Below are 20,626 nucleotides of genomic sequence, written 5' to 3'. Positions count from 1 at the left end.
CGAGACCTACGCTCCGTAGAAGCAACCTACGCTTTCGCCCCACAGAGCACTAAAACGAGCACGTCGCACCGAGGAGAGAAGTGCCAGCGCGCACGAAGACGACGACACGGGCGACCGCGCGGTCATCCGCACCGGTCGCCGAGCCCACCGAGGCCGGGCTCCCGCCGGAGACCGGCTCGAGCGAGGCATCGGCCGACGTACCCGCCGGCGCCACCAGCCGGACGGCGAACGGGCGAACGGAGGCTGGCCATTCGGCGAACGGCTCAGGCGGAGCCACCGGCGCCCACGGCAGCCGCGCCACCGGCTCCGGCCCGGGCAACCGCCTGGTGATCGTGGAATCGCCGGCGAAGGCGAAGACGATCGCCGGCTATCTCGGTCCGGGGTGGCAGGTCGAATCCAGTATCGGGCACATCCGTGACCTCCCGCGCAGTGCCGCCGATGTCCCGGCCGCGCACAAGGGCAAGCCGTGGGCTCGGCTCGGCGTCGACGTCGACAACGACTTCGAACCGCTCTACATCGTGACGCCGGACAAGAAACCGCAGGTCAGCAAGCTCAAGGCGCTCGTGAAAGACGCCAGCGAGCTCTACCTCGCGACGGACGAGGACCGCGAGGGCGAGGCCATCGCCTGGCATCTGCTCCAGACACTGAAGCCGACGGTGCCGGTCAAGCGGATGGTGTTCCACGAGATCACCCCCCAGGCGATCCAGCGGGCCGTCGACAATCCGCGCGATATCGACAAGAACCTGGTCAACGCTCAGGAAACGCGTCGCATCCTGGACCGTCTCTACGGCTACGAGGTCTCTCCCGTGCTGTGGAAGAAGGTCATGCCGAGGCTGTCGGCGGGCCGGGNCCAGAGCGTGGCGACCCGCATCCTGGTGGAGCGGGAACGTGCCCGGATGCGGTTCCACTCGGCGGAGTACTNGAACATCGAGGGCCTGTTCGGGGCGACCGTCGCCCGCCAGGCGTGGTCGGGCGCGGACGGCACACCGGGATCCGGGCCGGATGGACCCGGCGCCGGGTCCATCCGCGGCGACGGGGTCGAGAAGACCCCGCTCCCGGCAACCCTGATCGCCCTGAACGGCAACCGGATCGCGACGGGTCGTGACTTCTCCCCGACGGGGCAGCTCGTCTCCTCCGGGGTGACGCGGCTGGACGAGGCCACCGCCCGGTCGCTGGCCGAGCGGCTCGCCGACGCCGCATTCACGGTGCGCTCGGTGGAGACCAAGCCCTACCGCCGTTCGCCGTACCCACCGTTCATGACCTCGACGTTGCAGCAGGAGGCCGGCCGCAAACTGCGCTTCTCCAGCCAGCGCACGATGCAGGTGGCGCAGCGGCTGTACGAGAACGGCTACATCACCTACATGCGGACGGACTCGACGAACCTGTCCAAGACCGCCCTGACCGCGGCCCGCGCGCAGGCGGCGAGCCTGTACGGGCCGGAGTACGTGCCGGCACGCCCCCGCACGTACGCCAAGAAGGTCAAGAACGCGCAGGAGGCCCACGAGGCCATCCGACCCGCCGGGGACCACTTCCGGACCCCGGGTGAGGTTCGTGGCGAGCTCGACGTCGACTCCTACCGGCTCTACGAGCTGATCTGGCAGCGGACGGTGGCCAGCCAGATGGCGGACGCCCGCGGCACGAGCGCCACGATCCGGCTCGGCGCGACCTCGTCCGCTGGGGAGGACGCCGAGTTCTCGGCATCGGGGAAGGTCATCACCTTTCCCGGTTTCCTGCGCGCCTACGTCGAGGGCGCCGACGATCCAGACGCGGAACTGGAGGACCGGGAGCGGCGGCTGCCGGACGTACGGCAGGGCGACCCACTGACCACCCGCTCGCTGACCCCCCGCGGGCACACCACCAGTCCGCCGGCGCGCTTCACCGAGGCCAGCCTGGTCAAGACGCTCGAGGAGCTCGGGATCGGTCGGCCGTCCACCTACGCCTCGATCATCGGCACCATCCAGGACCGCGGCTACGTGTGGAAGAAGGGCTCGGCCCTGGTGCCGAGCTTCGTCGCGTTCGCCGTCGTCGGCCTGTTGGAGGACCACTTCACCCGGCTGGTCGACTACCGGTTCACCGCGACGATGGAGGACGACCTCGACGACATCGCCGCCGGCACGGCCGCCTCGACCGACTGGCTGACCCGCTTCTACTTCGGAACCGGCGACGGCACCGACCCGGCCGCCGACGGACTGAAGCACCTGGTNAATGAGCGGCTCGGAGAGATCGACGCCCGCGAGGTGAACTCGATCCCCCTCGGCGAGACCGACGACGGCACCCTGCTGGTCGTCCGGGTGGGCCGCTACGGCCCCTACGTCCAGCACGGGGAGCGCCGTGCCAGCGTGCCGGACGATCTCGCACCGGACGAACTCACCGTCGACAAAGCGCTGGGGCTGCTGGCCGCGCCCAGTGGCGACCGGATGCTGGGAATCGACCCGGCGTCGGGGGCGACCATCACGGCGAAGGCGGGTCGCTTCGGCCCCTACGTCACCACCGACACTGACCCGCCGCGCACGTCCAGTCTGCTGCGTGGCATGTCGTTGGAGACGCTGACCCTCGACGACGCCGTGCGGTTGCTCACCCTTCCGCGCATTCTGGGTGCGGGGGATGACGGGGAGGAGGTCACCGCCCAGAATGGCCGCTATGGCCCATACGTGAAGAAGGGTGCCGAAAGTCGGTCGTTGGAATCTGAGGATCAGTTGTTCACCGTGACCCTGGACGAGGCCTTGGCGCTGCTCTCCCAGCCCAAGGCCCGCGGTCGGCGCCAGGCCGCGCAGAGCCCGCCGCTGCGCGAGCTCGGGACCGACCCGGCCAGCGGCAAACCGATGGTGGTGCGGGAGGGCCGGTTCGGCCCCTACGTCACCGACGGTGAGACCAACGCCAGTCTGCGCAAGGGCGACACGGTCGAAACGATCACCGATGAGCGTGCCGCGGAGCTGCTGGCAGACCGTCGGGCCCGCGGACCGGCCACCGCGAAGCGTCCTGCCCGGGGCACCGCGAAAGCCGGCACCGCCAAGACCGGCCCGAAAACCACCAAGGCCAAGCCGGGTACGACGAAGTCCGGCACCGCGAAGTCCGGCACCGCGAAGTCCGGCACCGCGAAGTCCGGCACCGCGAAGACCGGCACCGCCAGGTCCAAGACCGCCCGGACGGTGACGGACGACGGCGGCGGCTCCGATGGCTCCGATGACTCCGGTAGCTCGTCGTCCAGTGGCACCCGCCGGACGGACTGATGGCGCTGCCGATCGGTAGGAGCCCTGGAGAACCTGGAGAAGCGGACGCGCCCCGGGTGGTTTCCGAGGTTACGGCGTTCACCATCGGCGACACGGAGACCACATCTGGTAACGCAGAGTCGTCCAATGTGACCGGCAGGTCCACCACCCCGGTCGAGACGTCCGGAGGAGACCCTGTGGCCACCGACCATGCAGCCGGATCTCGGGACGCCGGGCGGCGCCCACCCTGGCCCGTCCGGCGACCGCGGGTCCGCCGCTCGCCGAGCAGGCATCCGGTGACGACGGTTCCCTCGCCGCCAATGCCGTCCACCATCGCCGCCGGAGGCGACAGCGACATCCGGGCCGTCCTGCGGATCCCCGCGTTCCGCCGGATGTGGATTCAGCTCAGCCTGTCCAGCCTGGGTGACTGGATGGGTCTGCTGGCAACCACCGCACTGGTGACCCAGCTCCAGGAGAGCTTCTCCGGGCAGGCGTACGCCATCGGCTCGCTGCTGATCGTCCGGTTGATGCCGGCCCTGATCCTGGGCCCACTCGCCGGTGCCCTCGCCGACAGGCTGGACCGCCGGCTGACCATGGTCGTGACGGACGTCATGCGGTTCGGGCTGTTCATGTCGATCCCGATCATCGGGACGCTCAAGTGGCTGCTCATCGCATCGTTCCTGGTGGAGGCGGTCACCCTGGTGTGGGCGCCGGCGAAGGACGCGAGCGTCCCGCACCTGGTGCCCAAGGAGCGGCTCGCGGCCGCCAACACCCTCAGTCTGATCATGACCTACGGCACGGCCCCGATCGCCGCGACGATCTTCACGATGCTTGCGACGATCTCACGGACGCTCGGCTCCAGCGTGTCGTTCTTCCATGACTCCTCGGTCGACCTCGCGTTGTACTTCAACGCGGCGACGTTCCTCGGCTCGGCAATCGTGATCTGGGGACTGAAGGGCATCGGACGGGCCGCGCGGCCGGAGACCGGCCCCGAGCCCGGGTTCTTGGCCTCCATCACCGAGGGATGGCGCTACGTCGGCCAGGACAAACTGGTCCGCGGACTCGTCGTGGGCATCCTGGGCGGGTTCGCCGGCGCCGGCTGCGTCATCGCCCTCGGCCGGCTCTACGTCGAGATCCTGGGCGGCGGCGACTCCGCGTACGGGGTGCTCTTCGGCGCGGTGTTCGTCGGCCTCGCCGCCGGCATGGCCGCCGGTCCCAAGCTGCTCGGCGACTACAGTCGGACCCGCCTGTTCGGCGTCTGCGTGACCGGGGCGGGTATCACCCTGGTGATCGTCGCGATCATCCCGAACCTGGTCATCGCCTGCATCCTCGTGGTCGCGGTGGGGGCGTTCGCCGGCGTGGCCTGGGTGACCGGATACACCCTGCTCCAGGCCGAGGTCTCCGACGAGCTGCGGGGGCGCACCTTCGCCCTGGTGCAGTCGCTGGTCCGCATCGACCTGCTGCTCGTGCTCGCCGCCGCGCCCGGCCTGGTTGGCCTCATCGGCTCGCACAGGATCCATCTGTGGGGCGACATCAACGTCCGCGCGGACGGCGTCACCGCGGTCCTGCTCGCCGGCGGTCTGCTCGCCGTCGCGGTCGGCCTGTTCTCCTATCGGCAGATGGACGACCCGACCGGAGCCGCGGTCTGGCCCGAGCTGTGGAACGCGCTGCGCGGCCGGCGGCCGGCGGCCACACGNCCCCGCCGCACCGGCCTGTTCATCGCGATCGAGGGCATCGATGGCGCCGGCAAGAGCACACAGGTGGAGCTGCTACGAACGTGGCTCGCCTCCTCCGGCCGGGAGGTGGTGGTGACCTCCGAATCCGGCGGCACCGCGCTGGGAACGGGCCTGCGAGAACTGCTCCTCGACCCGACGGTACGGCTGCACCCCCGGACCGAGGCGCTGCTGACCGCGGCGGACCGCGCCGAACACGTCGCGCAGGTGATCGAACCCGCGCTGGCCCGGGGAGCGATCGTCATCACCGATCGTTACGTCGACTCGTTCATCGCCTTCCAGAGCGTGAGCCAGGCCCTCAGCACCGACGAGCTGTCCGTCCTCACCCAGTGGGCGACGCACGCGCTGCTTCCCGACGTCACGGTCCTGTTGGATCTGCCGGCCGAGATCGTCCTGCGCCGCGCGCGGATGACCGCGTATCCTGATCCGCCGCCGGGGCCGCCGGGGCCGCCGGGGCCGCCGGACGGCCCGGCCGAGGCGGACGACGCCGGGAAGTTGACCTTCCAGGGCCGGGTACGCGACACGTTCCGTCGGCTGGCGCAGAAGGAGCCCGATCGTTACCTTCCGCTAGACGCGACGCGGTCACCGGAGGAGATCCACGCCGAGATCCGCTCGTTCATGGCCAGCCGCATCGATCGGCCAGCCGTCCTGCTCGGTGTGCTCTGACCGACGCGCTCCGGACCGGCGTGGCTCGGGGATGATGGCCCGGTGACGGTCTGGGAGACGCTTGTCGGGCAGGACGCGGTGGTCGCGGCGCTGAGCGCCGCGGCGTCCGCCGCGAGTGCCGGGCTCGCGAGTGGAGGCGGCGCGCCGGCTGCCGCCCGTGCCGGGATGACGCACTCGTGGCTGTTCNCCGGACCCGCCGGGGCAGGTCACCAGGACGCGGCGCGCGCCTTCGCCGCAAGCCTCACCTGCGAGAACGAGCCGCCGGGCTGCGGCGAGTGCACCGGCTGCCACACCGTGCTCACCGACACGGCCACCGATCTGCGAACCGTGCAACCGGAGGGGCTCTCGCTCGGTGTGAAGGACGTGCGCGCGCTGGTACGCGACGCCGCCAGCGCCCCGACGGCCGGCCGCTGGCGCATCCTGCTGATCACCGATGCGGACCGGCTCACCGAGGCCGCGGCGAACGCCCTGCTGAAGGCCCTCGAGGAGCCGGCGGATCGGGCGGTGTTCCTGCTCTGCGCCCCCTCCGTGGAGGACGTGCTGCCCACCATCCGTTCCCGCTGCCGGACGGTCGCGCTACGGCTGCCCTCGGCCACGGACGTCCGCGACGCGCTGGTTCGCGAGGGAGTCAACGAGCAGGTCGCCGAGACGGCGGCGCGGGCTTCCCAGGGTCATCTGGCCCTGGCGCGCCGGCTCGCCTCGGATGAGCGGGTCCGGGCCAACCGGGCGGCGGTGTTGCGTATCCCGGCCCGGCTCGGCCGGGTCGGTGACTGCCTGGCCGCGGCGGCCGATCTGGTGAGCGCGGCGAACGCCGACGCGGAGGCCGCGAATGCGGAACGCGACGAGGTGGAGACCGAGGCGCTGAAAACCGCGCTCGGCGTCGGTGCCACGGCGGTCGGCGGGAAGTCCAGGTCCGCGCGGGCCCCGAAGGCGGGGGCCAAGGGCCGGACGATGGTGGTGCGGGGTGCCGCGGGGGCGCTCAAGGAGCTGGAGCGGACCCAGAAGAGCCGAGGTCGCCGCACCGTCCTCGATGCGCTGGATCGGGCCCTGGTGGACCTCGCGGGGCTGTACCGGGATGTCCTGGTCCAACAGCTCGGCGCCGGTGTCGACGCGATTCATCCTGATCACTGCGTCGAGGCCGCCGGATACGCCGCGGCCTGCACTCCGGAACAGACACTGCGCCGGCTGGAGGCTGTCCTCGCGACCCGGGCGTCACTGGCCAGAAATCCCGGCCTCGTCCCACTGCTCGCGGTGGAGTCGCTCACCCTCGCGCTGCGCGACACCTGACAACCGGCGACCGGCGACCGGCGACCGGCGGTGGGGACGAACCGGCGTAATGGCCTGTCTGGGCGGAAGGCCGGGCATATCCTGATCGCGACGCGGACATGCCCTTCGACCAGGTCCGCCCGGGCGGGACCCGGCGGGCGCAGGGAGGTGACCGGTCGGATGCCGATGATGTGCGCGGTGGCGTTCTCCCCACGGGGCAAGCTCTACTATGCCGATCCTGGTTCCTGCNGCCCCCGGGTCGGCGACCGGGTGCTCGTCCCCACCGAGGAGGGCCCCGAGGTCGCCACCTGCATGTGGGCGCCCCAGTGGGTCAGCGACGACATCGGCGACCTGCCGGTGCTCGTCGGGATGGCCGACGCGTCCGACATCCAGCGCGAGCAGGTCTCCCGGCGCCGACGCGCCCGGGCGCGTGTCGCGGCCCGCCGCCTGGCCCGTGAGCATGACCTGCCGATGAAGATCGTCGGTGTTGACCACGTGATGGCCACCGGCGGCTACACGGTCTACTTCAGCGCGGAAGGCCGCGTCGACTTCCGTGAACTGGTGCGGGATCTCAACCGGACGCTGGTGGCGCGGGTCCAGCTGCGGCAACTGTCCGCCCGCGACAGCGCCCGGGTCCAGGGCGGGATCGGTTCCTGCGGCCGCGACCTGTGCTGCGCCACTTTTCTCAACGACTTTGAGCCGGTGAGCCTGCGGATGGCCAAGGAGCAGAACCTCGCCCTCAATCCGATGCGCATCAGCGGGGCATGCGGCCGGCTGATGTGCTGCCTGCGTTACGAACATCCCCTCTACGAGGAGTTCGCCGAAGCCGTGCCCGCGGTCGGAGACCGGGCGACGACCCCACACGGTGCGGGCCGGGTCGTGCGGCACGATGTTCCGCGTCAGCAGGTGGTCGTGGTTCTCGACGGCGGGGGCCGGACCTCGTGCGACCGCGCGGATGTCTGCGCCTCCCGGCGGGTCCACGACACCGCCCACCCCGGTGGCTTGGCGGGNTGCTCCCCCCCGGGCAGCACCTCTACAGCCGGCGGGGAAACGACGGCAGGAGGGGAAACGACGACAGGAGGGGAAACGACGGCCCTGCGGGAAGGACGTCACGGGTCGAAGCGGTAGCCCATCCCGCGCAGGGTCGTGACCAGCCGGCGCTGCGGTGGACGACCCTCGACCTTGGTTCGTACCCGCCGGACGTGCTCGGTGACGGTGGCGGGGTCCTGGAACCGCGTGCCCCACACCTGCTCGAGGAGTTCCTCCCGGCTGAAGACCCGCCGAGGATGCCGGGCGAGGAAGGCCAGCAGCTCGTACTCGCGCGCGGTCAGATCGATGCGCTCCCCGGCGACGGCGACCTCGCGGGCCCGCAGGTCGATGGAGACGTCTCCGTAGACGAGCGGGTCGCTGCCGTCCCCGGTGCGCTGCGGCGGCGGTTCCGCCGGCCGTCGGCGAAGCCGGGCGCGCACCCTGGCCACCAGTTCTCGCAGCGAGTAGGGCTTCACGACGTAGTCGTCCGCGCCCAACTCGAGGCCGACCACCCGGTCGACCTCCTCGGCCCGCCCGGTGAGCATGATCACCGGAACCTCGCTGGTCTGGCGGAGGCGGCTCAGGACGGCGAAGCCGTCCATCCTGGGCATCGCGACATCCAGCACCACCAGATCGATCTCGGTGGTCTGGAAGAGCCGAAGAGCGGCCTCGCCGTCNGCGGCCTCCAGCACCCGATAACCGAATCTCTCCAGGCTGCGCGCAAGTGCTATGCGAGATGCCTCATCGTCCTCAGCGACGAGGAGCGAGGCTCCTCGCGTCGTCGCTGCTGGTGCAGCGTCTCCGGCCCCGGTCATGGTGCGAAACCCTACGCATCCTCATCGGAACCACTGCGACCGGGGGTGGCGATTTACGGTGTTGCAGCNCCCAAAACTAACTAAATGTGACATAAAGAAGATAATTTGCCGACTCAGGGCCATTTTGACGACATAGCACATCCCTCGCCATGACAGCCTGAGACGGAGGCATNCCAGNCCGTGCCCGCCACTGGTGGCATCACCGTGGACGGCTGGGATCCGGGGCGACGGCGGGCATCTCGGCCCGCGAACAGCCACCGAACCACCGCCGGGTCGAGCCCGCCCACGCATCTGGCATACTCGACCCGGGCCAGTGCGGTCCTGGCCGTTCGCCGGAGTAGCTCAGTGGCAGAGCAATCGCCTCGTAAGCGATAGGTCGCGGGTTCAATCCCCGCCTCCGGCTCACTCCCCGATTCCGCTCGCACGATCATTACGCGCCAGGTANCCGTCATAGCCGGCACGTCCGGCCCGGCGGCGGGCCGGCTCCCGCCCCGGGCCCATCCCGTGGGTTCCTGAACCTGTCCCACCCCGCTTGGGACGTGGGACAGGTCGTCACGGATACCACAAGCCGGACGGAGGGATCAGGCCGACCTGGGTTCGGCCTCCTGGTCGTGCCCGTCCGCCTCCGCGGCCTCCGCCTCGCGCAGCCGCTTGATGGACGCCAGGATCTCCCGCTCAGCCTCCTTGCGGTCCACCCAGGATGCGCCCTCCACCGACTTACCGGGCTCGAGGTCCTTGTAGACCTCGAAGAAGTGCTGGATCTCCAACCGGTCGAACTCCGGCAGGTGCNGCAGATCCCGCAGGTGCTCCTGCCGGACGTCGGCCACCGGCACGCAGAGAACCTTGTCNTCCGGCCCCTTCTCGTCGGTCATCTCGAACATGCCGATCGTCCGGCACCGCACCAGGCAGCCCGGGAACGNCGGCTCCTCCAGCAGGACGAGGGCGTCCAGCGGATCACCGTCGCGCCCGAGGGTTCCCTCGATGAACCCGTAGTCCGACGGGTAGTGGGTGGAGGTGAACAGCATCCGGTCAAGCCGGATACGGCCGGTGTGGTGATCCATCTCGTACTTGTTGCGCTGCCCCTTGGGGATCTCGATGGTCACATCGAACTCAAGGTCCACTCCGCTCCCTGTCTCCTTCGTCTTCGCCCGGTCCGCACCGGAGCGATCGCCGTTTGTCACATGGTGCTCGTTCGAGCCGTACCGTGCTCGTGGCGCAGTACGTCGTGCTCGTGCCGTACGTCGTGCTCGTGGCGCAGTACGTCGTGCTCGTGCCGTACGTCGTGCTCTGCCAGGCGGTGGACGTGCTCCGCCCGGGGCGCGGGCCACCCACCCCAGTGACCACAACGAGGCGTCACACCCACGACGGCGCACCTAGTGTCGCGGACGCCGCCTCCCACCCGAACCACTCCCACCCGAACCGCACCGGCACCACCACGTTTCCACCGCCGGATCTCCCGGGCACCGAAACCATGCTGGGCACCGGCGACACGCCCGGTGGGGCCTTCTTCGTACCAGTGCCGCCCGCCGACACGACACCTCCGGTGTCCCGTCGCACCCTCGGTGTCCCGTCGCGGCGGGACACCGCCGGGCAGGCCGGCGGCGACGGATCCGGGTTCACCCGCCGCGCCGTCGCCGACCGCCCGCTGGTTGCGTAGTGTCGGTGAGTGACGTCAGCCGCACCGGTCGCCCGGGTAGGGGGGCTCACCGCCCTGGCCGGCGCGCTGCTCGCCGGGTCCCTGTCCGTCGGTCCCACCACCGGATCAGCCGCGGAACTCGCCGGCAGCGGGTCCGACCGCGCGGGCGCTGCGGTGCTCGGCGGTCTCGATTCGGCCGCGCCGATCCCGCAGCCCGCGGCGGTGGCGGCCCGCCTCGCCGGCCCGCTGGGTGATCCCGTTCTGGCGCGGCCCGCGGCCTTCGTCATAGACGCACAGTCGGGTCGGGTGCTCCTCGACGTCCGGTCCCGCATCCCCGTGGCACCGGCCTCCACGTTGAAAACCGCGGTCGCCACGGCCGCGTTGACCACCTTCCCCGACGACCGGCTGCGGACCACCGTGGTCTACAGCCCGCCCGCGGGCGGGAACGCCCGCACATCAGGCGGAACACTGTGGCTCGTCGGCGGCGGAGATCCGACCCTGACCGNCTCCACCGCGCCCGGCGGCTATCCGGCTCTGGCCCGGCTGAGCGATCTCGCCGCTCAGGTCCGGGCCGCGGGTATCACCTCGGCGGCTCGGGTGATCGGCGATGGAGGGCTGTTCGTCGGTCCGGACCGGGCACCGGGATGGCGCGACAACTACGTGACCGACGGGGACGTCGCCCCGGTCTCGGCGCTGGAGGTCGACGCCGGACGGTCGGCACCGGAAGCCGTCGGACCGCGCAGCCCCACCCCGGCCGCCGCCGCGACCACGGCCTTCGCCGCGGCGCTCATGACCGCCGGAGTATCCGTCGGATCGGTGGCCACCGGCCCGGCGGACCCGGCCGCACAACGGGTCGCGGCGGTCTACAGCCCGCCGGTGCGGGTCTTGGTCGAACGCATGCTCACCCAGTCAGACAACGATCTCGCCGAGAGCCTGGGACGGCTCGTCGCCCATCGGCGGGGCCTGCCCNCCTCGTTCACCNGCGCCNCCCGCGCGGTGAGGGACGTCCTCGCCGAGGCGGGCCTCCCCGTCGCAGGGATGGCACTGGCCGACGTGAGCGGCCTGTCCATCGCAAACCTGATCATGCCCATGACCCTTGTGGCCATCCTGCGCGCCGCCGTCCTCCCCGGTCGGCCGGCGCTGCGCACCATTCTCACGGGGCTGCCGGTAGCCGGGTTCTCCGGTACGCTAGGTGACCGCTACACCACTGGCGACACCGCCATCGGAGCGGGTGACGTCCGGGCGAAGACCGGCACTCTGCACAACGTCAGCAGCCTCGCGGGCCAGCTCGTCGACGCGGACGGCAGGCTGCTCCTCTTCGCGTTCCTCTCGCCCGCCGAGGAGGCGGGCAGCACCAAGGCCGCCCTCGACCGGGCCGCCGCGGCGCTCACCGGCTGCGGATGCACCCCGGCCCGGTCGACGACCGTGGCGATCCCACCGGCAGCATCGCGCCCACCGGCAGCATCGCGCCCACCGACCTGAGCAGGACCGTCGGCGCCCCGGCGCGTCCCATCCCGTTCTCGGCACGGTTCATGATCGGACCCAGACGACGGGCGAGCCCGGTACGCTCGGATTCGTGGACGCCGAGCTGGTCGACTGGGAACTCGCCGTGACGACGGCGAGGAAACTGGTTCGCCCCGGCCCGCAGATCTCGCGGGAGCAGGCCGGCGAGGTCGTCTCGGAGCTGCGGCGACTGGCCGTCGAGGCCGAGCGGCACGTCGAGGACTACACCCGGCTCACTCCCGCCGGGCCGGCCACCCCCATCACCGTGGTGGACCGGCTGGAGTGGGTCCGCTCCAACGTCGCCGGTCTGCGGGTGCTGACCTCCCCGTTGCTGGGCAAACTGTCCGAACAGCAGCGCGGCAACCTCGCCGCGGCGGTCGGTCGGCGGGTCACCGGGGTCCAGATCGGCACAGCCTTGGCCTATCTGGCCGGCAAGGTGCTGGGCCAGTACGAGGTCTTCCTCCCGCCGGAGGAGTACCAGGCCGGGAGGGACGATCCGGGTCCGCCCGACGTGCCGGGGTCGGTCGGGCGCCTCAGCCTGGTCGCGCCGAACATCGCGCACGCCGAGGCGGCCATGGGGGTCGTGCCGCGAGACTTCCGGATGTGGGTATGCCTGCACGAGCAGACCCATCGCAGTCAGTTCACCGCCGTGCCGTGGCTGCGGACCCACCTGGAGTCCGAGATCACCGCGTTCATTGAGGCCACGGACCTCGATCCGGACGTCCTCGCGGACCGCGTCCGCTCGGCGATGAGCGCGCTGCGCGGGGCGGTGTTCGACCGGGAGGCCGACAGCCCGAGCGTCGTGGAGGCGCTGCAGACCCCGGCCCAGCGAGCGGTTCTCGACCGCCTCCAGGCCATCATGACGTTGTTGGAGGGCCACGCCGACCAGGTGATGGACGCGGTGGGGCCGAAGATCGTACCCACCGTCGCCGACATCCGGACGAAGTTCGAGGGTCGCCGCGGCGGGGGATCGCCGATCGACCGGTTCGTCCGCCGGCTCCTCGGTCTCGATCTCAAGCTGCAGCAGTACCGCCAGGGCGGGGCGTTCGTGCGTGCGGTGGTCGCGCAGGCCGGGGTAACGGGTTTCAACACCGTCTGGGAGTCACCGGCGGCGCTGCCGACCCGCGCCGAGCTGGTCGANCCCNCCGCNTGGATGCAANGGGTCCNGGGCAGCCGCCCGCCGATCTCGGCGTGAGCACCATGGTCGTCGGGGCCGCGGGGGTCGTCGGGGCCGCCGACTCCCCGGGCTGTTCCACATCCGCCTTCCGGCCGACGCTGTGACCCCACCGATCGCCGGTGAGGACCACACCGGCCATGCCGGCGACGTCCGACCGGGCGATCCGGCTCCGCGCACGGTTCTCTCGTCGAGATCTCCCACTCCCGCGGTCGCGGCAGTCAGGCTGGCGGTTCGCCGCGCGGTCACCGACCTGCCACCCGGCGGACTAGTGCTGGTCGCCTGCTCCGGCGGCCCGGACTCCCTGGCGCTCGCCGCGGCCCTCGCGTTCGTCGCCCCCCGCCGCGCCCTGCGGGCCGGCATGGTCACGGTCGATCATGGCTGGGACACCGGCTCGACCGAACGGGCGGAGCGCGTCGCCCGCCAGGGTCGGGCCCTCGGCCTGGATCCGGTGGAGGTCCTGACCGAGCACACCGCTCGCTCCGAGGGGATCGCCCGACAGGCACGGCGGGCCGCGATCGCGGCGGCCGCCGACCGGCTCGGCGCCCNGGCGGNGCTTCTCGGCCNCACGCTGGACGACCAGGCCGAGACGGTGCTGCTGAGGCTCGCGCGGGGCGCGGGCGCCCGCTCCCTCGGGGGGATGTCGGCTGACGACGGCCTGCTTAGCCGGCCACTGCTCGGGATCCGCCGCGCGGACACCAGGGCCGCTTGCCTCGCCGAGGGGCTCGAGGTGNGGGATGACCCGACGAACCGGGACCCAGCGTTCACCCGGTCCCGGGTGCGTCACACGGTCCTGCCAGTGATGGAGACGGAGCTCGGCCCGGGCATCGCCGAGTCGCTGGCGCGCAGTGCCGATCTGCTGCGGGCCGACGCGGACGCCTTGGACGCCATGGCCGCCGAGGTCTACGGCAAGGTCGTCAGGGCTCGTGGCCGGCCGTGCACCGGCGAGGTCGCCTTCGACGTCGCCGCGCTGGCCGGGCTCACCGCGGCGGTCCGCGGTCGGCTGCTGCGCCGGGCGGCCATCGACGTCGGAGCGTCGGCCTCCGCGCTGCGCGCGGAGCACATCTGGGCGGTGGAGGAGCTGGTGACGCGGTGGCGCGGGCAGAAGCCGGTACCGCTTCCCACCGGCGTGCTTGCCCGGCGATGGGAGAACAGGGTCACGCTGACCGGGCCGGTGGTTCCTCCACCGCCGCCAGCCGGCCCCGCCGCCCGACGGTCGGATGCCGCCNGACGGTCGGATGCCGTCACCGCGCCACACATCAAGGAGGACGACCAGGTGAGTCAGACCGCGACGACGACCCCCGACACCGGAGGCGCCCATGACGGCCCCCGGCACAGCCCGCATCCCGACATCGCCGAGGTCCTGGTCAGCTCGGACGAGATCGCCGCGAAGATCGTTGAGCTCGCGGCCAGGGTGGACGCCGACTACGCCGGCCGGGAGATCCTGCTCGTGGGCGTGCTCAAGGGCGCCGTCATGGTCATGGCGGACCTGTCCCGCGCGCTGACGGTCCCGCTGACCATGGAGTTCATGGCGGTCTCCTCGTACGGGTCGTCAACCTCCTCGTCTGGGGTGGTGCGCATCCTCAAGGATCTGGACCGGTCGATCGAGGGCCGGGACGTCCTGGTGGTCGAGGACATCATCGACTCCGGGCTGACCCTGTCCTGGCTGCTGAAGAACCTGCGCTCACGCGGCCCCGCCTCGCTTGAGGTCCTGGCGCTCTTCCGTAAGCCCGAGGCTGTCACCGTGGATGTGGATGTCCGATATGTCGGCTTCGATCTTCCCGGCGCGTTCGTCGTCGGGTACGGCCTTGACTACTCGGAGTACTATCGAACCCTGCCGTTTGTCGGGACCCTCACGCCCGCGGCGATCGAGAGGGGCGCCCCGGCCTGAGCCCGCTGGCCTTCNGCCCGCTCGGATNCNCCCTCGGTCNCCGCATCCGCCACGAGCGAAACACCGAACACCATCAGACCGCCACGATCGGAACAGCGCGGGCCGCCGATCCGTTGGTCGGATGTACGCGCGGTGAGATGCGCGCACCGGCGGTACCCTCGGCACAAGGGAATCCCGATCGAGGGCAGCACACACGTCAGGAGGGTGGAGCGCTCGTGTCCGGNGCTCCAGACAGATGACTCCAAGAAGAATCTTCCGCGGCTGGGTGCCACTGCTGCTCCTGGTCCTGTTCGTGATCATTCTCACGACGGGCGTCCTCTCGGGTCCCAGTGAGTACGGCAAGCGAGACCTGAACTTCGTCCAGCAGCAGATCGACGAAGGCCAGGTGGCGAAGGCCAAGATCCAGGATTCGAAGCAGCTCATCCAGATCCAGACGAAGGACGGCCAGAAGTTCGAGTCGTCCTATGTCACCGAACAGGGTGTCGTCCTGGCGAACGAGCTCCGCAACAAGCGGGTCGCCTACGACGTCTCGGTCGACCGTGGAAACATCCTGGTCTCGCTCCTGCTGAACCTGCTGCCCGTACTGCTGGTCGTCCTTCTGCTGTTCTTTTTCATGAACCAGATGCAGGGCGGCGGTAACCGGGTCATGAACTTCGGCAAGTCCAAGGCGAAGCTGGTGAGCAAGGACACGCCGAAGACGACGTTCGCCGACGTGGCCGGTGCGGACGAGGCCATCGAGGAGCTCGAGGAGATCAAGGAGTTCCTCGAAAACCCGGGCAAGTTCCAGGCGATCGGAGCCAAGATTCCCAAGGGGGTCCTGCTCTACGGCCCGCCGGGAACCGGCAAGACGCTGCTGGCCCGGGCCGTCGCGGGTGAGGCCGGGGTGCCCTTCTACTCCATCTCGGGTTCCGACTTCGTCGAGATGTTCGTCGGTGTCGGCGCCAGCCGGGTTCGCGACCTGTTCGAACAGGCCAAGGCCAACGCGCCCGCCATCATCTTCGTTGACGAGATCGACGCCGTGGGCCGCCACCGCGGAGCGGGACTCGGCGGTGGCCACGACGAGCGGGAGCAGACGCTCAACCAGCTCCTGGTCGAGATGGACGGGTTCGACGTCAAGGGCGGGGTCATCCTCATCGCCGCGACGAACCGGCCCGACATCCTCGACCCGGCCCTGCTGCGGCCCGGCCGCTTCGACCGGCAGATCGTCGTGGATCGGCCGGACCTGCTCGGCCGCGAGGCCATCCTGCGGGTGCACGCCAAGGGCAAGCCGATCGGCCCGGACGCCGACATGATGGTCATCGCCCGGCGGACCCCCGGGTTCACCGGTGCCGATCTGGCCAACGTACTGAACGAGGCAGCCCTGCTGGCCGCCCGCTCCAACCTGAAATTCATCTCGTCGGCGCTGCTCGAGGAGTCCATCGACCGCGTGATGGCGGGACCGGAGCGCAAGACCCGCGCGATGAGCGACAAGGAGAAGAAGCGCATCGCTTACCACGAGGGCGGCCACGCCCTCGTGGCGCACGCGCTGCCCAACTCCGACCCGGTGCACAAGGTGACCATCCTGCCCCGGGGGCGCGCGCTCGGGTACACGATGCAGCTTCCCCTGGAGGACAAGTACCTCTCGACCCGCTCGGAGATGCTCGACCGCCTCGCCGTCCTGCTCGGCGGGCGCACCGCCGAGGAGCTGGTGTTCCACGACCCGACCACGGGGGCGAGCGACGACATCGAGAAGGCCACCCAGATCTCGCGAGCAATGATCACCCAGTACGGGATGAGCGACAAGCTCGGCGCGATCAAGTTCGGCACCGAGAACAGCGAGGTCTTCCTCGGCAAGGAGGTCGGCCACCAACGCGACTACTCCGAAGAGGTCGCCAGTGAGATCGACATCGAGGTGCGCCGGCTGATCGAGGCCGCACACGACGAGGCCTGGGAGATCCTGGTNACCTACCGGGACGTACTGGACAACCTCGTGTTGCGGCTGATGGACACCGAGACGCTGAGCAAGGACGAGGTCGCCGAGGTCTTCGCGACGGTCCAGAAACGCCCCGTGCGTGGCATCTACACCGGGGTGGGGCGTCGCGTCCCCTCCGACCGGCCACCGGTGCAGACCCCGGCCGAGCTCGGCCTGCTGACGGCGGATGTCGCCGACCTGGTGAACGACCCGGGCCACGGTAATGGTGCCGCCGGACGCGGACCGGGCGGCAACGGAACCGGGGGCAACAGGGCCGGCGGTCACGGTCAGCCCGCCGGCGTGCCGGGGGCACCAGCGGGCTCGGGCCCCGGGGTCGACCCGTCCGGTCCGGGCGGGGGCGTACCGCACGGCACGGATGTCGGTGGTCCGGGTGGGAATGGCAGCCCCGGGGGGCACGGTTATCCCCAGGGCCAGGGCACGCCGGCGCCCCCCGGAGGGGNGGGTCCGGCCCATGACGGGCCGAGGATCGCCAACCCGTGGGCCCCGCCAAGCTGGCCGAGCGACGACGAGAGGAGACGCCGTTGACGTCTTATTCCGACGAGGCGTCCACTGCCGCGGGCGAACGACGAAGTGAATCATCTCCCGCGGCGGAGGCCCCAGGAATGGACGGTTTCGGCATCCCGGACCCCGACGGCGACGGACCGGCTGCGTCANCCCTGGCGCCGGGCAATGGCAGGCCGCGGCAGGTCCGTCCCTTCGACCACGACCGAGTCGCACGCGCGGTTCGTGAGCTACTGATCGGGATCGGCGAGGACCCGGACCGCGAGGGTCTTCGCAAGACCCCGGACCGGGTCGCGCGGGCGTACCGGGAAGCCGTCGAGGGTCTTGGCCGGGATCCCTCCGAGGTCCTGACCACCGTCTTCGATGAGGGTCACGACGAGATGGTGCTGGTCCGCGACATCGATTTCTCATCGCTGTGCGAACATCATNTGGTCGTGTTCTCCGGCAAGGCGCACGTCGCCTACATCCCCAACAGCAAGGGCCAGATCACGGGCCTGTCGAAGCTTGCCCGGCTGGTCGACCTCTACTCCCGTCGTCCGCAGGTCCAGGAACGGCTGACCTCGCAGATCGCGGACGCCCTCGTCGAGGTGCTCGACCCGCGCGGAGTGATGGTCGTCATCGAGGCGGAGCACCTGTGCATGTCGATGCGCGGTGTGCGCAAGCCCGGGGCCACCACGGTGACATCCGCGGTGCGTGGCCAGTTCCTCAGCACCGCTACCCGCAACGAGGGCATGTCGCTCATCCTGCACAGGTAGCTCCGGGTGGCAGGGATTACAGGCGGCAGGCCTGAATCCCGGAGACGAGGATGCCCCGGGCACCCAGCTCCCAGAGGTCGTCCATCATGCGGTTGACCTCGGCGCGCAGCACCATCGCCCGCACCGCGACCCAGTCCTCGCGCTGCAACGGAGAGATCGTCGGGGACTCGTAGCCCGGCGTGATCTCGCATGCCTTGTCGAGCACGGCCGTCGGAACGTCGTAGTCCATCATCACGTACCGCCGGGCGACCAGAACCCCCTGGATCCGGCGCAGCAGACGCTCATGCGAAGGGGACAGGTCCGCGCCTCTCTTGGCGATCACGATGGCCTCCGAGCGCAGGACCGGCTCGCCGAGCAGCTCCAGACCCGCGGCCTTGAGCGTACGGCCGGTCTCGACCACGTCGGCGACCGCGTCCGCGACACCGAGCCGCACCGCCGTCTCGACCGCACCATCCAGAGTCACGATGTCACCCGGGGTGACCCCCCGGCCGGCAAGGTCGGCTCGGACCAGCGCGGGGAACGACGTCGCGATCCGCTTGCCGGCGAGCTCCGTGATGTCCGCGAGCGTCCCCTCCGGAGAGGCGTAACGAAACGTGGCGAACCCGTATCCAAGCGGAACGAGCTCCTCGGCGGCGGCACTGCTGTCGAGGAGGAGATCACGCCCGGTGATGCCAAGATCGAGACGACCCGACCCGACGTAGACAGCGATATCCCGAGGGCGCAGGAAGAAGAACTCGATGTCGTTCTCGACGTCGGCGATCACCAGCTCGCTCCCCTCGCGCCGCGCGAGGTAGCCGGCATCGGAGAGCAACTGACCGGAGGCGGCCGACAACGCCCCCTTGTTCGGAACCGCGATACGAAGCATCGTCACTACTCAGCGTCTACGAGAAAGGGCAGGACATCGATCACAGATGGGAGTATACGTCGTCCAGCGAAAGGCCTAGAGAAATCATCAGCAGCTGACTCCAGTAGAGCAACTGGGAGATCTCCTCGGCGGCCCTTCCCCGGCCTTCGTGCTCGGCCGCCATCCACGCTTCAGCGGCCTCCTCGACCAGTTTCTTGCCCAGATGGTGGACGCCCTGATCGAGCGCGGCGACAGTTCCCGAGCCGGGTGTCCGACGCCGCCATTTCTCGGCAAGCTCGACGAAGAGTTCGTCGAATGTTTTCAGGTTGGATACATTCGACGAATCGGATGCGCCGACGGATGGCACGGCGGACCGATCGGCAGGGAGCATGCTCGGCATGCTACCCGTCACCGGGCGGACAACCTCCGCGCCGCGGGCCCGCGGTGCGGAGCGGCACACGACGACCACAGACACGCGCTCCGCGGCCAGCCGGCAAGCCGATGCGACGGAGTCCCTGCACCGGAGTCCCTGCACCGGAGTCCCTGCACCGGAGTCCCTGCACCGGAGTCCCTGCACCGGCCGCCATGTTGCTGGTTGACTTGATGACTGTGCTTCCGCCCGCGATCGTCGCCACCGACCTGGACGGGACGCTGATCCGCAGCGACGGCACGGTGTCCGAACGCACCCGCGGGGCGTTGCGCCGGGTGGAACGCGCCGGGGCGACCGTGGTGTTCGTGACGGGACGACCCAGTCGGGTGATGGCCGGCGTCGTCGCCCAGACCGAGGTCTCCGGGCTCGCGATCTGCGCGAACGGCGCGCTGGTCTTCGATCTCGACTCCGGCGAGCCGGTCAGCCAGCGCTGTCTGGAATCGGCCACGGCCCTGCGGCTGGCGGCGGCGATCCGCGCCGCGGTTCCCGACGCGGTGTTCGCGGTCGAGAGCGGCGTGCGCTTCGGCCGGGAACCCGCCTTCGAGGCGATGTGGCCGGATCCCAAGGAGATCGTCGCGGAGTTCTCGGAGCTGCTGGGCGTCCTGCCGGCGACGAAACTGCTTGTCCGGCGGGGGGGCGCTCCGTTCACGGAAGTGTACGACGCCATCGTCGAACTCGCCGGGGTGGACGCCGTCGTCACAACCTCCAGCGCGGACCTTCTCGAGATCGCGGGGCCGGGGGTGTCGAAGGCGGTGGCACTGGCTGAACTCGCCGCCGGGCGGGGGGTGGTCGCCGCCGACGTCATCGCGTTCGGAGATATGCCGAACGATCTACCGATGTTCGCCTGGGCCGGATACGCGGTCGCCGTCGCGAATGCCCATCCCGAAGTACTGGCCGCCGCCGACGAGATCACCGTGTCGAATGATGAGGACGGGGTCGCGATCGTCCTGGAGCGGCTTTTCCCATAACCACGATGATCTTCCTGGGCATTCCGGTCCGTCCCGATCACGATCGGGCCGCATACCGGGCCGGATACTCTCCACGAATACCCTCCGGACGGTTCCCGGTCGACGACGGGGATTCCCGGTGGACCGCCGCGTTGATACCTGCCCGGCCGGATCCGGACACGCATCGCCTCCCGGTCTCGCGCTCCCAGCGCGTCCGCATGCACAGCGTCCGCATGCACAGCGTCCGCATGCCGC

Annotated in this window: 15 protein-coding genes and 1 tRNA gene; 12 read left to right on the top strand and 4 right to left on the bottom strand. The window is 70.4% G+C overall.

The window, feature by feature from the left end; translation table 11 throughout:
* Window positions 1–80: 80 nt before the first annotated feature.
* From topA to CED_RS03910, 4 genes are all read left to right on the top strand, one after another.
* Window positions 81–3,230: a type I DNA topoisomerase gene (gene topA / locus CED_RS03925; protein ID WP_035908650.1), complete on the top strand. Its 3,150-nt coding sequence runs from the start codon at window positions 81–83 to the stop codon at window positions 3,228–3,230.
* 299 nt (window positions 3,231–3,529) lie between these two features.
* Window positions 3,530–5,608 (top strand): dTMP kinase, encoded by a 2,079-nt coding sequence (gene tmk, locus CED_RS03920; protein WP_330218945.1) that lies wholly within the window; start codon window positions 3,530–3,532, stop codon window positions 5,606–5,608.
* Window positions 5,609–5,650: 42 nt separating this feature from the next.
* On the top strand, window positions 5,651–6,895 hold the full coding sequence (locus CED_RS03915) for a DNA polymerase III subunit delta' (protein ID WP_035908649.1): 1,245 nt from the start codon (window positions 5,651–5,653) through the stop codon (window positions 6,893–6,895).
* A 159-nt stretch (window positions 6,896–7,054) separates the two neighbouring features.
* On the top strand, window positions 7,055–8,002 hold the full coding sequence (locus CED_RS03910; protein ID WP_035908692.1) for a regulatory iron-sulfur-containing complex subunit RicT: 948 nt from the start codon (window positions 7,055–7,057) through the stop codon (window positions 8,000–8,002).
* On the opposite strand, the gene CED_RS03905 is transcribed toward CED_RS03910, so the two are convergent.
* Window positions 7,984–8,718: a response regulator transcription factor gene (locus CED_RS03905; protein WP_011438663.1), complete on the bottom strand. Its 735-nt coding sequence runs from the start codon at window positions 8,716–8,718 to the stop codon at window positions 7,984–7,986. The genes CED_RS03910 and CED_RS03905 overlap by 19 nt on opposite strands.
* Before the next feature lie 331 nt (window positions 8,719–9,049).
* Here CED_RS03905 and CED_RS03900 point away from each other — a divergent pair.
* Window positions 9,050–9,121, top strand: a tRNA-Thr gene (locus CED_RS03900).
* A gap of 178 nt (window positions 9,122–9,299) precedes the next feature.
* Here CED_RS03900 and CED_RS03895 read toward each other — a convergent pair.
* The gene (locus CED_RS03895) at window positions 9,300–9,839 is read right to left on the bottom strand and encodes an inorganic diphosphatase (protein ID WP_035908648.1); all 540 of its coding nucleotides are present in this window, start codon (window positions 9,837–9,839) and stop codon (window positions 9,300–9,302) included.
* Between the two features lie 83 nt (window positions 9,840–9,922).
* Here CED_RS03895 and CED_RS03890 point away from each other — a divergent pair, with 83 nt between their 5' ends.
* The 6 genes from CED_RS03890 to folE all read left to right on the top strand — a co-directional run bounded on the left by CED_RS03890 (window position 9,923) and on the right by folE (window position 18,150).
* Window positions 9,923–10,375, top strand: coding sequence for a hypothetical protein (locus tag CED_RS03890; RefSeq protein ID WP_035908647.1), 453 nt, complete (start codon window positions 9,923–9,925; stop codon window positions 10,373–10,375).
* A 9-nt stretch (window positions 10,376–10,384) separates the two neighbouring features.
* Window positions 10,385–11,836, top strand: coding sequence for a D-alanyl-D-alanine carboxypeptidase/D-alanyl-D-alanine-endopeptidase (dacB, locus tag CED_RS03885; RefSeq protein WP_035908646.1), 1,452 nt, complete (start codon window positions 10,385–10,387; stop codon window positions 11,834–11,836).
* A 94-nt stretch (window positions 11,837–11,930) separates the two neighbouring features.
* The gene (locus tag CED_RS03880) at window positions 11,931–13,052 is read left to right on the top strand and encodes a zinc-dependent metalloprotease (protein WP_035908645.1); all 1,122 of its coding nucleotides are present in this window, start codon (window positions 11,931–11,933) and stop codon (window positions 13,050–13,052) included.
* An 82-nt stretch (window positions 13,053–13,134) separates the two neighbouring features.
* Window positions 13,135–14,922, top strand: coding sequence for a hypoxanthine phosphoribosyltransferase (gene hpt / locus CED_RS03875; RefSeq protein ID WP_035908644.1), 1,788 nt, complete (start codon window positions 13,135–13,137; stop codon window positions 14,920–14,922).
* 235 nt (window positions 14,923–15,157) lie between these two features.
* Complete coding sequence (gene ftsH, locus CED_RS03870; protein ID WP_035908643.1) at window positions 15,158–17,419, top strand: ATP-dependent zinc metalloprotease FtsH; 2,262 nt, start codon at window positions 15,158–15,160, stop codon at window positions 17,417–17,419.
* Entirely contained in the window at window positions 17,416–18,150 is a 735-nt protein-coding gene (folE, locus tag CED_RS03865) for a GTP cyclohydrolase I FolE (protein WP_035908691.1), read from the top strand. The genes ftsH and folE overlap by 4 nt, the downstream gene beginning before the upstream one ends.
* A gap of 16 nt (window positions 18,151–18,166) precedes the next feature.
* Here the strand turns inward: folE and hisG are convergent, their stop codons facing one another.
* Together hisG and CED_RS03855 are read right to left on the bottom strand one after the other, a co-directional pair.
* On the bottom strand, window positions 18,167–19,015 hold the full coding sequence (gene hisG / locus CED_RS03860) for an ATP phosphoribosyltransferase (RefSeq protein WP_035729385.1): 849 nt from the start codon (window positions 19,013–19,015) through the stop codon (window positions 18,167–18,169).
* 40 nt (window positions 19,016–19,055) lie between these two features.
* Complete coding sequence (locus CED_RS03855; RefSeq protein WP_241882770.1) at window positions 19,056–19,385, bottom strand: phosphoribosyl-ATP diphosphatase; 330 nt, start codon at window positions 19,383–19,385, stop codon at window positions 19,056–19,058.
* Window positions 19,386–19,597: 212 nt separating this feature from the next.
* Here CED_RS03855 and CED_RS03850 point away from each other — a divergent pair, with 212 nt between their 5' ends.
* On the top strand, window positions 19,598–20,392 hold the full coding sequence (locus CED_RS03850; protein WP_011438672.1) for a Cof-type HAD-IIB family hydrolase: 795 nt from the start codon (window positions 19,598–19,600) through the stop codon (window positions 20,390–20,392).
* The last annotated feature ends 234 nt before the right edge of the window (window positions 20,393–20,626 follow it).

Origin of the sequence: Frankia sp. CeD (genome assembly GCF_000732115.1) — a bacterium.
GTDB classification, from domain to species: Bacteria; Actinomycetota; Actinomycetes; order Frankiales; family Frankiaceae; genus Frankia; species Frankia casuarinae.
This window is presented reverse-complemented; position numbering and strand designations above follow the sequence as displayed.

Excerpts from the sequence above, each read along its gene's own strand:
- CED_RS03855 (WP_241882770.1), bottom strand. The coding sequence starts at position 19,385 with ATGCTCCCTGCCGATCGGTCCGCCGTGCCATCCGTCGGCGCATCCGAT.
- CED_RS03850 (WP_011438672.1), top strand. The coding sequence starts at position 19,598 with ATGACTGTGCTTCCGCCCGCGATCGTCGCCACCGACCTGGACGGGACG.
- hisG (WP_035729385.1), bottom strand. The coding sequence starts at position 19,015 with ATGCTTCGTATCGCGGTTCCGAACAAGGGGGCGTTGTCGGCCGCCTCC.